This window comes from Pseudomonas triticicola, from assembly GCF_019145375.1.
Classification (GTDB): Bacteria; Pseudomonadota; Gammaproteobacteria; order Pseudomonadales; family Pseudomonadaceae; genus Aquipseudomonas; species Aquipseudomonas triticicola.
Genome location: NZ_JAHSTX010000001.1, coordinates 1841766 through 1854933 on the forward strand (window position 1 = coordinate 1841766; position 13168 = coordinate 1854933).

Consider the following 13168-nt stretch of genomic DNA (forward strand, 5'->3'; position numbering starts at 1 on the left):
TGGCTACGAGGTGAAGGGGCATTCTACTCACTATGCAGGCTCGCATAAATCGACTCAGCGAGCTTTTTACTGATCCCCGGGGCTTTGGCGATCTCTTCGATGCTTGCACGAGACAGCTCCTGCAATCCACCAAAATGTTTCAACAGGTCACGGCGGCGTGTCGGCCCTACCCCTGCCACGCCTTCCAGCGTTGAGGTTCGGCGGGTCTTGCCGCGACGAGCGCGATGCCCCGTAATTGCGAAGCGGTGGGCCTCATCGCGGATCTGCTGAATCAGGTGCAAAGCGGGCGAATCGCCGCGCAAGGTGAACTCGTGCGCTGCATCATTCAGATACAACGTTTCGAAACCGGCCTTGCGGGTAGCACCTTTGGCGACGCCCAACAGGATCAGATCCGGTACGGCCAGTTCGTTGAGCACATCCCGGGCCATCGACAATTGGCCTTTGCCACCGTCGACCAGCAGGATGTCCGGCAGCTTGCCTTCGCCGTCCTTGAGTTTGCTGAAGCGGCGAGTCAGCGCCTGGTGCATGGCCGCGTAGTCGTCGCCGGCGGTGACGCCTTCGATGTTGTAGCGGCGGTAATCCGACTTGATCGCGCCTTCCGGCCCGAACACCACGCAGGAGGCCACAGTGGCTTCGCCGCTGGAATGACTGATGTCATAGCATTCCAGGCGTTGCGGCGGTTCATCCAGATTCAGCACTTCGGCCAGCGCGTCGAATCGCGCGGCGGTGTGCTGACGGTTGGCCAGACGCGCGCCCAACGCTTGCTCAGCGTTGGTCACGGCCAGTTGCTGCCAGCGCGCACGGGTACCGCGCACCCGATGACTGATGGCCAATTCGCGGCCGCGCAAGGTATGAATCCCTTCGATCAACGCTGGGAAATCTTCGTGAACCACGTTGACGATCAGTTCGCTCGGCAAATCGCGTTCGGGGCTGCTGATGTAATACTGGCCAAGAAACGCCGCCATGACTTCGGAAACGTCTTCCTCAATGCCGACCTGCGGGAAGAAATTCTTGCTGCCCAGCACGCGCCCACCGCGCACGCTGATCAGGTGGACACAGGCGCCGCCGGGGTTGACGAATGCGGCAATAACGTCGATATCGCCGGTGCCGCCTTCCATGCTTTGCTGATCCTGCACGCGGCGCAGCAAGGCAATCTGGTCGCGCAATTCGGCGGCACGTTCGAATTCGAGATTGATCGCTGCCTCTTCCATCGCGGTGGACAGCTCGTTGGTCAGCGCGTGGCTGCGACCTTCGAGGAACATCACCGAGTGGCGCACGTCTTCGGCGTAGACGTCAGGTTCGACCAGGCCCACGCATGGGGCCTTACAACGTTTGATCTGGTATTGCAGGCACGGACGGGTGCGATTCTTGTAATAGCTGTCTTCGCACTGGCGGACGAAAAAGGTTTTTTGCAGGATGCTCAGGCTTTCACGTATGGCGCCGGCACTGGGATAGGGCCCGAAATACTTGCCCTTGGCTTTTTTGGCGCCGCGATGGATGCTCAGGCGCGGAAACTGTCCGTCGGAGAGAAATACATACGGATAGGATTTATCGTCGCGCAACAGAATGTTGTACGGCGGGCGCCACTCCTTGATCAGCGTCTGTTCCAGCAGCAGCGCTTCGGTTTCGTTGGCGGTGATGGTTGTCTCGACCTGAGCGATACGCCCGACCAGTGCAGCGGTCTTCGGCGCCAGCCCGGTCTTGCGAAAGTAGCTCGCCAGGCGTTTCTTCAGGTTTTTGGCTTTGCCGACATACAGCAGGCGCGCCTCGCTGTCGAACATGCGATAGACGCCGGGCCGACCGCTGACGGTCGACAGGAAAGCACTGGAATCGAATGTCTCGGTCATGGTCAGGCGCTGGCATCCACCTTGCCGTGACGCACCGCGAGCAGTGTCAACTCGACGTCGCTGCTGATCGAAAGTTTCTCGAAAATGCGGTAGCGGTAGGTGTTCACGGTTTTCGGCGACAGGCACAACTTGTCGGAAATGATCTGGACCTTCTGGCAGCCGACAATCATCAAGGCAATCTGGATTTCCCGTTCCGACAAGGCATCGAACGGCGAATCATTGGTTGGCTGGAATGATTTGATCGCCAACTGCTGAGCGATCTGCGGACTGATGTAACGCTGCCCGGCGAAAACCAGCCGAATGGCCTGAACCATTTCCGGCAGACCCGCACCCTTGGTCAGGTAACCGGCGGCGCCGGCCTGCAGCAAACGGGTCGGGAAAGGATCTTCCTCGCACACCGTAACGGCAACCACCTTGATATCCGGATGGCTGCGCAGCAGTTTGCGTGTGGCTTCGAGGCCGCCGATGCCGGGCATCTTGACGTCCATGAGCACTACGTCAGGCTTCAACTCACGGGCCTTGATCAGGGACTCTTCACCTGACTCGGCCTGACCCACCACCTGCAGGCCGTCGATATCGGCCAGCATTCGTGTAATGCCTGTGCGAACGAGATCATGGTCGTCGACCACTAGCACCCTAATCAAGCAGACACCTCGCGATATGGTCTTATTGGGATGCCCGACACCTTAGCAAAAAGTGCCCGACAGACCTAGCGGAAAGCCGCATTTAAAAAGTTTCAATTCATCATTCAGGGCTTGCCGGCCGTGGGTTTCAGAGCACAGCTGTACTTAAATCGAGCTGCATCCTGAGGAAACACTCATCCCTGCCCACGATGCGCAGTCCCTTGCGTGCATACAGTTTCTGCGCCGGGTTGTTATCGAACACGGTCAGCCGTAGTGCCGCTCGTCTTGCCTGACGAGCCATGTCGATAACCTGATCAATGGCCCAGGAACCCGCGCCCTGCCCTTGCCTGGCATGATCAATCTGCAATTCGCGCATATAGAGCGCTCGCGAATCCTGGCTCAGACTGAAAAAGCCGATCGGCGTTTCATCCTCCAGAATCATCCAGTTGTCACGATACCGCCAGCCGGCGTCGAACGCCTCGTCCTGCCACAACAGATCGTGGTCAATGTAATAGCGCAGCATGTTGCGACAGGTCAGGTCCCGTGCAAAAGCAAGATCATGATCGGTGGCATGCCGAATTCGGTAACTCATTCAGCTCTTCTCTAAGCGCAAGAAAATGTACTTTAACCGGATCGTTTGCCAGTGATAGCCGTTTCGCTCGACACGCAATAGCATTTTCTGATTGCTGACGCGTATCAGCGTCGAGTAAGCTCGGCGCATTCATCGGAGACAGACCATGTTCAACGCCCCTTCACAGTCTTGCATCGCCAGCGCCTCGCGCTCGATTGCGGCTGCGTGGGTGAACGACGCCTGCGCTCCAGACAACTTTTATTTTGGGTATTGGTTTAGCCACTGGCGCGCCTGATACCCAAACGGCGCCCATGATAACGGGTCGCCTACCAGAGATTTCTCAACCCCCGGTCGGCTTCCCGACCGGGGGTTTTGTTTTTTCAGGCCCATCACTTTCAGCGACACACCACATTTCGAGGATTCCACCATGAACTACGCCACTTATTACCGTTACGACAGCTTTAGCGCCTGGCGATTTACCAGCCTCCGCTCGGGACAGCCTGCCGCCTCCGATCGGTCACCTACAGGTGGCAAACACACACGCCGAGCCAGTACGGCCATTTGTCGAACACCCCAATAGGGCCGAGTGCGCGGGAAAAACCCGCCATCCGCCCAGGAAGACCGAACATGAACTCTTCAGTTTCCGCTTTGCCGCTGTCCACCCTCGATTCTGCCAACGAAGCGCTGACCCTGCGCCTGCCCAGCTCGTTGCAGCTCAAACAGCAATTACCGCTCAGCCACTCCCTGCATCAGCAGGTCAATGCCCATCGCCAGGCGGTGCGCGCCATCCTCGACGGTGAAGACCCGCGCCTGCTGGTCATCGTCGGCCCCTGCTCCATCCATGATCCGCAATCGGCGATCGAATATGCCGGCAAACTCGCTCGCCTGGCCGAGGATGTCAGCAGTGAAATGCTGCTGGTCATGCGCGCCTACGTCGAAAAGCCGCGTACGACGGTCGGCTGGAAAGGGCTGGCCTACGATCCACACCTGGATGGCACTGACGACATGGCCGCCGGCCTGACGCTGTCGCGCGAACTGATGCTGGAAATGATCCGGCTCGGACTACCAATCGCCACCGAACTGCTACAACCCATGGCTGCCAATTACTTCGATGACCTGCTGAGCTGGGTGGCCATTGGTGCCCGCACCACCGAATCGCAGATTCACCGAGAAATGGCCAGCGGCCTGAACATGCCGGTGGGCTTCAAGAACGGCACCGATGGCGGCGCCGCCATCGCTGTCGACGCCATGCGCTCGGCAGCCCATCCGCATCGGCACTTCGGCGTAGACAGCCAAGGGCATCCGGCGATCGTGCAGACAGCTGGCAACGCTGATACCCACATCGTGCTACGCGGCGGCCATCAAGGGCCGAACTACGATGGAAACAGCGTGGCCAACATCAGCGCCGAACTCAGCCGACTGAAGATCCCCAATCGGATCATGGTCGATTGCAGCCATGCCAACAGCGGCAAGGATCCACTGCGTCAGCCAGCCGTGTTCAGCGATGTGCTTGAACAACGCCTTCGTGGGAACCAGTCGCTGATCGGCATGATGCTGGAGTCTAACCTGTTCGAAGGCTGCCAGCCGCTGAGCACCTCTCTGCGCTACGGCGTATCGGTCACCGATGGATGCCTCGGATTCGCCGCAACGGAACAATTGCTGACCGACGCTGCGCAGCGCCTCGCACAAGCCAGAGCCTGATATCAGATCGCCCTCCCTCTCCGTACAGAGTGCGGAGGGCCGACCGCCCAGGCTATGCCACTACGCTGATCCGCCTGACGGCAGATTGCTGACTGACGTCGTCCAGACGTTCGATGGTGTACGCAATCTCGACCGTCGTGCCGTGATGCTCGCGCCAGAACCGATGGGGAACAATGAAGCTCACCGGTTGCCCGGCCGTCTCCCGGGTGATATCCAGGTCATCGCGATGACTGAAAAACTCACCGTCACACTTGAGATAGACCAATTCATCCTCCTGCACCTGCGCCTCTTCCATGCGAATGGAAACGCCGTCGACCGAATCCTTCAGTGACAACACGTTTTCAACCGCCCCGACGACCTCCGGCGCAGTCAGTTGCGCACGCACCGCAGGTCCGAGGAAAACCGTCGCAGGCTCCGACGTTCGAATCGTTCCACAGCGCTGTTCGACATGGTAGGTGGCAACCACCTCGCCGCCACGATGCGCTTCGATGTAGCTGCCCGGCACCCAGAACGACAGGCTTTGCGCGACGGCGTAGGTCTCCACGTTCAACGAGTCGGTGAAGATCTCGGGCGAAGTATCTCCGTGCCAGGACAACATCACCCGGTCGCCCGCCGACATTCTTGCGTAAGGCTGCAGAGTCACCAGGGTGCCCTCGGCCACTCGCGACGGCTCCAGCGTTCCGTTTACCGAGCCTTCTATCTGCGGCGCCAACAGTTGCGTACGAACGTCGCCCACGGACAGTTGCAGGCGAGCAGATTCCATTGCCTTGGGTGCGGACGTCGTTCGAAGTGTCCAGTAAACCTCCAGCGAACCTCCATCCAGAGCAGCCACATGCATGCCCTTGATGACAAAGATTACGTCTTTGCCCGTCTGGGCCTGGCTGACGAATCGAACGCTCTCGTATTGATAGGCAAAGCCTTCGATATCCAGCCCCTCCCAGTACAGCACCAGCTGATCGCCACAGCTCATGTTGGCATAAGGAGAAATGCGCACGATGGCCCTGACCAGCGAAGGCTCGAGCACGCTGCCCTCAAGCCCGTCAATGGTCGGCGCGATCAGAGGTTCGATAGACACATCGGCAACCGCGGACGGACGCATCCGCCAGCAAAACTCGACTTCATGGCTATTCATTTTCGTCTCCACTCCCTGGAAAACGTGCCGTCCCGGATGACGACACTGGCACCTACATTGAGGACTTATTTGCAGGTTCTGAATGTCAGCCGAATACACCGCGACCTCGGCGTAACCGCTACTCACAAGGTAGGCAACTGGGACGTTCGCGCTGTTATGACGACAAACGACCCTATGAACTTCCGATTCGGATTTCACAGCTCTCCGAAATTTCGTACGCCTCATAGTCCATTTTCAAACGCAACGTGAAGCCTCTTCGTACTTCTTCAGCGGGATGAGTGTTTTAGAGTGGCTCGGTGATTTCCCGATGAACTTCTACGAAAAAGGTAAGAACATGCAACGGAATGCTACAACTCGTTATCCAATCCTGTTGGTCCACGGTCTGTTCGGGTTCGAGCGTATCGGTCATTTCGAGCTGTTCCATGACGTCAAATCCGTGCTGAAAGCGGCCGGCTGTCGATTGTTTGTTCCACACCTTTCGACCACCCACGACAATGAAATCAGGGGCGAGCAACTGCTTTCACAGATTGCTTGCGTGCTGCGAGGCACAGGCGCGAAGAAAGTCAACCTCATAGGACACAGTCAGGGCGCACTCGCTGCGCGCTATGCGGCGGCACTTGCACCAGACGTCGTCGCGTCAGTCACTTCCGTCAGTGGCCCGAACCATGGCTCGGAGCTCGCCGACTTCCTGCGCAAGGCGCTGATTCCAGGCAAGCTTCCGGAAGCCGTCGCACAGAACGTGGCGACACAATTTGCCGACTTGCTGTCGCTACTGAGCGGCAGCGTGACATTGCCGTCCAATGCGTTAGCCGCACTCAACGCACTGACCACCGTCGGCGTCGGTCAATTCAATGACAAATTCCCACAAGGACTGCCGCAAACCTGGGGCGGGCACGGTGCTGAGCAAGTCAACGGCGTGCGCTATTACTCGTGGAGCGGGGTTGTTGCGCAATCCAGGCTGTCGGCGCTGGATCCGATTCAAGCAACCTGCCGGGTCCTGTCGCAGTATTTCACCACCGAACCCCAGCAGAATGACGGTTTCGTCGGACGCTTCAGTAGCCATCTCGGCCAAGTGATCCGCTCTGATTATCCAATGGATCATCTGGCGAGCTTGCGGCGTAGCGCGGGCACAAACGCGACTTCACCGGATCCGATCGAGCTGTATTTCGAGCATGCCCGGCGCCTGCGTGCGGCGGATCTTTGAGCGGAGTCAGGCAAGTAGAATGGAACTTTGCCGAGAATTCGCCGACTGATTCCGGTACGCTCCACCTTTTATTGAAACAGTTCGGAGAATTTCCCATGGCTAAAGCCACTGCCCGCCACATCCTGGTTTCCAGCGAAGACAAGTGCAACGAACTCAAGGCCCAGATCGAAGGCGGCGCCGATTTTGCTGAAGTCGCCAAAGCCAACTCGAGCTGCCCATCCAGCCGTCAAGGCGGTGACCTGGGTTCGTTCGGTCCTGGCCAGATGGTCAAGGAATTCGACACCGTGGTGTTCAGCGCGCCGATCAACGTCGTGCAAGGCCCGGTGAAGACCCAGTTCGGTTATCACTTGCTGGAAGTCACCAGCCGTCAGGACTGATTCGTCGTCCTGTTGCTGACAACGGCCCACCTTTGGTGGGCCGTTGTGTTTCGGTTACATATACGGCTGGCGAGTGGCGCGCCGCTCGCGTACAACTTGCGCTTATCGATTTTGCGTTCCAAGGCTGACGATGCGACTGGTTTTTCCCACACTGATGCTCACCGCCCTCGCCCTGCTCACGGGTGCCGCCGGTGTGACTGCTGCCCCGCAACACGCATTGACCGTTTACGGCGAACCGGCCAAATACCCCGCCGGCTTCGGCCATTTCGACTACACCAATCCGCAGGCGCCGAAGGGTGGGACGATGCGTCGCTCGGCCATCGAAATCGGTCACTTCGATCACCTGCTGCCTTATATAGACAAAGGCATCGGCGTGACGCAGATCGACGGCCTGCTGTATTCGCCACTGGCCCAGCGCTCGCTGGATGAGCCCTACACGGTGTACGGTCTGGTGGCGGAGAAAATGGAACGCTCGGAAGACGGTCTGTCGCTGCGTTTCTTCATAAACTCGAAGGCGCGCTTCGCCGATGGCAAACCGATTACCGCCGAAGACGTTCGCTACACCTACAACTTGCTGATGACCCAGGGCAGCCTGCGTTATCGCACCCAGTTTGCCGACGTCAAAGGCGTCGAAATCGAGGCGCCGCTGACCGTGCGTTTCGACTTCAAAAGCAACGAAAACCGCACCCTGCCGCTGGATATCGCGACCCTGCCGGTGTTCCCCGAACACTGGTGGAAGAGTCGCGATTTCGCCGGCGGCGGTGGTTATGAACCGCCGCTGGGCAGCGGGCCGTACCGTGTTGGCAAGGTCGACTCCGGGCGCAGCATCACTTTCGAACGCAATGGCGACTGGTGGGGCAAGGACCTGCCGGTCAGCCGCGGCCTGTACAACTTCGATCATTTCAGCATCGAGTACTTCGGCGACACCGACGTCGCCCGCCAGGTACTGCGCGGCGGCGCCTATGACTACAACCGCGAGTTCTCCGCGACCGGCTATTCGATCGGCTACGACAGTCCCGCCCTCAGCGATGGCCGTTTACAGAAGGCCCACCTCGCCACTGAAGCGCCGCAATCGGCCCAGGGTTTTGTATTCAACCTGCAAAAGCCGATGTTCCAGGACCGCCGGGTACGCCAGGCACTGGCGATGCTCTGGGATTTCGAATGGAGCAACCGGCAGATGATGCGCAACGTTTATATCCGCCAGCAAAGTTACTTTTCCAACACCGATCTCGCTGCCCGGCAGTTGCCCGATGCGAAAGAGTTGGAAATCCTTGAACCGCTGCGCGGTCAGGTACCTGAGGAAGTGTTCAGCAAAGTCTTCGAGGCGCCGAAGACCGACGGCAGCGGCATCATCCGTGACAAGCAGTTGCAAGCCCTGCAACTGCTCGAGCAGGCCGGCTGGAAACCGGATGGCGACCAGTTGGTCAACAGCGCCGGCGAGCCGCTGAGCTTCACTTTTCTGGTCAGCCAGAACGGCATGGACCGCCTGCTGTTGCCCTACAAGCGCACGCTGAAGCAGATCGGCATCGAGCTGAATATCCGTCGCATCGACGCCTCGCAATACGTCAATCGCCTGATGAGTCGCGACTACGACATGATCGTCACCGGCTACCCCGTTACCACTTCTCCGGGCGGTGAGTTGCTCAACTATTTCGGCTCGGCAGCGGCCAACGATCCCGGCGCGAACAATTACATGGTGCTCAAAAACCCGGCGGTCGATACCTTGATCAACGGCCTGATCCGCGCTTCGACCCAATCGGACATGTTGCACTACGCCCATGCGCTGGACCGGGTGCTGCAATGGAATTACTACTGGATTCCCAACTATTACCCGCCGGGCACCTCGACCGTGTGGTGGAACCGCTTCGGCATTCCCACGGTGCAGGCGAGCAATGACGAAGCCATCGAGAGCTGGTGGGAAATCAGCCGCACGCCACTGACCAATCAGCAGATGACCGCCGAGAAAATCAGTCGCGGCAGACCCGGAGGACCGCACTGATGTGGGGTTACATACTGCGGCGCCTGCTGCTGATCATTCCGACGCTGGTGATCATCCTGCTGGTCAATTTCGTCATCATCCAAGCCGCGCCCGGCGGACCAGTGGAACAAGCCATCGCCCATTTGCAAGGCATTGGCGGCGCCAGTGTCGGCGGTGGTGCCGGCGAGACATCGAGCAACGCTTCGCGCGCCAGCCGTGGCCTCGATCCGCAATTGATCAAGGACATTGAAAAACAGTACGGCTTCGACAAACCGGCCCACGAGCGCCTGTGGCTGATGCTGAAGAATTACGCGCAACTGGACTTCGGCAAGAGCTTCTTCCGTGGTGCAACAGTCACCGACCTGATTCTGGAAAAGATGCCGGTGACCATTTCGCTCGGGCTGTGGGCGACGCTGATCACCTATCTCGTGTCGATCCCGCTGGGCATCCGCAAGGCTGTGCACCACGGTAGTCATTTCGATATCTGGAGCAGCACGGCGATCATCATCGGTTACGCCATGCCGGCGTTCCTGTTTGCGATGTTCCTGATCGTGGTATTTGCCGGCGGTACTTCGCTGAACTGGTTTCCAGTGCGCGGGCTGGTTTCGGACAACTTCGAATCGCTATCGACGCTGGGAAAGATCGCCGATTACTTCTGGCATCTGGTGCTGCCGGTCACCGCGCTGGTGATCGGTGGATTCGCGACCTTGACGATTCTTACAAAAAACTCGTTCCTCAATGAAATCACCCGACAGTACGTAGTAACGGCCCGCGCCAAAGGCTTGAGCGAACGCCGCGTGCTGTACGGACACGTGTTTCGCAACGCCATGCTGTTGGTGGTCTCGGGCATACCTCAGGCGTTCATCAGCGTGTTCTTTGCTGGCTCACTGCTGATCGAAGTGATCTTCTCCCTCGATGGCCTTGGGCGCATGAGTTACGAAGCAGCGGTATCGCGGGACTATCCGGTGGTGTTCGGTTCGCTGTTCATCTTCACCCTGTTCGGCCTGCTGATAAAACTGATCGGCGACCTCTGCTACACCCTGGTCGACCCGCGTATCGACTTTGCCGCGAGGAATGCCTGATGTTCAAGCTCTCGCCATTGGGTCGTCGCCGTTTCGAACGTTTCAAGAAAAACCGTCGTGGCTGGTGGTCGCTGTGGCTGTTCATCGGCCTCTTCCTGCTGACGTTGGGTGGCGAATTGATCGCCAACGACAAACCGTTGATGGTCAGTTATCAGGGCCAATGGTACTTCCCGGTGTTCAAGCGCCACACCGAACAGGAGTTCGGCGGGCAACTGCCGTTCCAGGCCGATTACCGCAGCGAGTACGTGCAGAATCTGATTCGCAAGGACGGCGGCTGGTTGCTGTTCCCGGCGATTCCGTTCAGCGATGACACGCCCAACTATGACCTGAACAAACCGGCGCCGAGCCCACCAACTTCGGTGAACTGGCTGGGCACCGACGATCAGGCGCGCGATGTGCTGGCGCGGGTCATCTTTGGTGCTCGAGTGTCGATTCTGTTTGCCCTGATGCTGACCTTTGTCAGCGCGCTGATCGGTATCGCCGCCGGCGCGTTGCAGGGCTATTACGGCGGCTGGGTCGACTTGCTCGGACAGCGCGTGCTGGAAGTCTGGTCGGGGCTGCCGGTGTTGTATCTGCTGATCATCCTTTCCGGGTTCGTCGAGCCGAATTTCTGGTGGCTGCTGGGGATCATGGCGCTGTTTTCCTGGTTGGCGCTGGTGGACGTGGTGCGCGCCGAGTTCCTGCGCGGGCGCAATCTGGAATACGTCAAGGCAGCGCGTGCCCTGGGCCTGACTGACCGCAAGGTGATCTTCCGGCACATCCTGCCCAACGCAATGAACGCGACGCTCAGTTATCTGCCGTTCATTCTGACCGGGGCGATTTCAACGCTGACCGCGCTGGATTTTCTCGGCTTCGGCATGCCGGCCGGCAGTGCCTCGCTGGGCGAACTGATCGGTCAGGGCAAGCAGAACCTGCAAGCGCCATGGCTCGGATTGACCGCGTTCTTTACCCTGGCGCTGATCCTCTCCTTGCTGGTATTCATCGGCGAAGCGTTACGTGACGCTTTTGACCCTCGATCCTGAAGCGTGACCATGACAGAAAACCTGATTGAAATCCGCAACCTCAATGTCGCCTTCCATGGCCAGACCGTGGTGCGCGACCTGTGCCTGGATATCCGCCCCGGTGAGTGCCTGGCACTGGTCGGCGAATCGGGCTCGGGGAAATCGGTGACCGCGCATTCGATCCTGCAACTGCTGCCCGAGAGTGAGGCGCAAACCCGTGGCAGCATCCGCTATCGCGGGCAGGAACTGCTCGGTGCTGATCCGAAGGTCTTGCGCGAGCTGCGCGGCAATCGCATCGCCATGATCTTTCAGGAGCCAATGACCTCGCTCAATCCATTGCACACCATTGAAAAGCAGATCGGCGAAACCCTGTTGCTGCACCGCGGCCTCGGCGGCAAGCAAGCGCAGCAGCGCATTCTCGAATTGCTCGGACTGGTCGGCATTCAAAAGCCCAAGGAACGGTTGAAAGCCTATCCGCATCAGCTCTCTGGCGGGCAACGGCAACGGGTGATGATCGCCATGGCCCTGGCCTGCGAACCGGAGTTGTTGATTGCCGACGAGCCGACCACGGCGCTGGATGTCACCGTGCAGCGCAAGATTCTCTTGCTGCTCAAGTCCCTGCAACAGCGGCTCGGCATGTCGCTGCTGCTGATCAGTCACGATCTCAACCTGGTTCGCAGCATCGCGCAGCGGGTGTGCGTGATGAAGGCTGGCGAGATCGTCGAGCAGGCGCCCTGTGAAACCCTGTTTACCGAACCCAAACACCCTTACAGCTGCGTGCTGTTGAACGCAGAGCCGGAAGGTGAAGCCCTGCCCCGTGACGAACGCGAAAATGTGCTGGAAGTCGCTGACCTGCGCGTCGATTTCCAGGTCGGCGGCGGGCTGTTCAGGCGCAAGCAGTATCTGCGCGCTGTCGATGGCATCAGTCTGAATATTCAGCGCGGCAAGACCTTGGGCATAGTTGGCGAATCCGGTTCAGGCAAGTCGACGCTGGGCCAGGCGATCCTGCGTTTGCTGGATTCCGAGGGCAGCATTCGCTTTCAGGGCGAAGCGCTGGATGGCCTCAATCAAAAGCAATTGCGGCCGTGGCGGCGGCAGATGCAGGTGGTGTTTCAGGACCCGTTCGGCAGCCTCAGCCCGCGCATGTCGGTGGCACAGATCATCAGCGAAGGTCTCGAAGTGCATTGCGAGTCGACGGCCAATGAGTGCGATGAGCAAGTGATTCGCGTGCTCAGGGAAGTGGGCCTCGACCCGGAAAGCCGCCATCGCTACCCGCATGAATTTTCCGGCGGCCAACGCCAGCGCATCGCCATCGCCCGGGCTCTGGTGCTCAAACCCGCGCTGATCCTGCTCGATGAACCGACCTCGGCCCTCGATCGCACCGTACAGAAACAAGTGGTCGCCCTGCTCCGTGATTTGCAGGAAAAATACGGTTTGACCTACCTGTTTATCAGCCATGATCTGGCGGTGGTGCGCGCGTTGGCCCACGACATGATCGTGATCAAGGACGGTCAGGTGGTCGAGCGTGGTGCCAGTCACGACGTGTTTGACAACCCGCAGCATCCCTACACCAAAGAGCTGTTGGCGGCGGCGCATCCAGGGTAGGTTTTTTCTGCTTATTCTCGGCGCGGCATTCGCGAGCAGGCTCGCTC

At 59.1% G+C, this 13168-nt stretch carries 11 protein-coding genes; 7 read left to right on the forward strand and 4 right to left on the reverse strand.

Going from position 1 to position 13168, the window contains the following annotated elements; all coding sequences use genetic code 11:
- Positions 1–23: 23 nt before the first annotated feature.
- The 3 genes from uvrC to KVG85_RS08285 form a co-directional block, all read right to left on the reverse strand.
- On the reverse strand, positions 24–1847 hold the full coding sequence (gene uvrC / locus KVG85_RS08275; protein ID WP_217863535.1) for an excinuclease ABC subunit UvrC: 1824 nt from the start codon (positions 1845–1847) through the stop codon (positions 24–26).
- Between the two features lie 2 nt (positions 1848–1849).
- Complete coding sequence (gacA, locus tag KVG85_RS08280; protein ID WP_217863536.1) at positions 1850–2491, reverse strand: response regulator transcription factor GacA; 642 nt, start codon at positions 2489–2491, stop codon at positions 1850–1852.
- 127 nt (positions 2492–2618) lie between these two features.
- Positions 2619–3062 (reverse strand): GNAT family N-acetyltransferase, encoded by a 444-nt coding sequence (locus KVG85_RS08285; RefSeq protein WP_217863537.1) that lies wholly within the window; start codon positions 3060–3062, stop codon positions 2619–2621.
- Between the two features lie 606 nt (positions 3063–3668).
- Here KVG85_RS08285 and KVG85_RS08290 point away from each other — a divergent pair.
- On the forward strand, positions 3669–4742 hold the full coding sequence (locus tag KVG85_RS08290) for a 3-deoxy-7-phosphoheptulonate synthase (protein ID WP_217863538.1): 1074 nt from the start codon (positions 3669–3671) through the stop codon (positions 4740–4742).
- A 52-nt stretch (positions 4743–4794) separates the two neighbouring features.
- Here the strand turns inward: KVG85_RS08290 and KVG85_RS08295 are convergent, their stop codons facing one another.
- Positions 4795–5874, reverse strand: a complete 1080-nt coding sequence (locus KVG85_RS08295; RefSeq protein ID WP_217863539.1) for a hypothetical protein — start codon at positions 5872–5874, stop codon at positions 4795–4797.
- Between the two features lie 334 nt (positions 5875–6208).
- On the opposite strand from KVG85_RS08295, the gene KVG85_RS08300 reads away from it, so the two are divergent.
- The 6 genes from KVG85_RS08300 to KVG85_RS08325 all read left to right on the forward strand — a co-directional run bounded on the left by KVG85_RS08300 (position 6209) and on the right by KVG85_RS08325 (position 13121).
- Positions 6209–7078, forward strand: a complete 870-nt coding sequence (locus tag KVG85_RS08300; RefSeq protein WP_217864953.1) for a lipase family alpha/beta hydrolase — start codon at positions 6209–6211, stop codon at positions 7076–7078.
- A gap of 95 nt (positions 7079–7173) precedes the next feature.
- A complete protein-coding gene (locus KVG85_RS08305) occupies positions 7174–7455 on the forward strand; it encodes a peptidylprolyl isomerase (RefSeq protein ID WP_039758565.1) in 282 nt (93 codons plus the stop codon).
- A 130-nt stretch (positions 7456–7585) separates the two neighbouring features.
- Positions 7586–9454 carry an extracellular solute-binding protein gene (locus KVG85_RS08310; RefSeq protein ID WP_217863540.1) on the forward strand — a complete coding sequence of 623 codons (1869 nt, stop codon included), beginning with the start codon at positions 7586–7588 and terminating at the stop codon, positions 9452–9454.
- Positions 9454–10515, forward strand: coding sequence for a microcin C ABC transporter permease YejB (locus KVG85_RS08315; RefSeq protein ID WP_071172270.1), 1062 nt, complete (start codon positions 9454–9456; stop codon positions 10513–10515). The genes KVG85_RS08310 and KVG85_RS08315 overlap by 1 nt, the downstream gene beginning before the upstream one ends.
- The gene (locus KVG85_RS08320) at positions 10515–11537 is read left to right on the forward strand and encodes an ABC transporter permease (protein WP_217863541.1); all 1023 of its coding nucleotides are present in this window, start codon (positions 10515–10517) and stop codon (positions 11535–11537) included. Before KVG85_RS08315 ends, KVG85_RS08320 begins: the two co-directional genes overlap by 1 nt.
- Positions 11538–11546: 9 nt before the next feature.
- Complete coding sequence (locus KVG85_RS08325; RefSeq protein ID WP_076563184.1) at positions 11547–13121, forward strand: ABC transporter ATP-binding protein; 1575 nt, start codon at positions 11547–11549, stop codon at positions 13119–13121.
- Positions 13122–13168 lie beyond the last annotated feature (47 nt).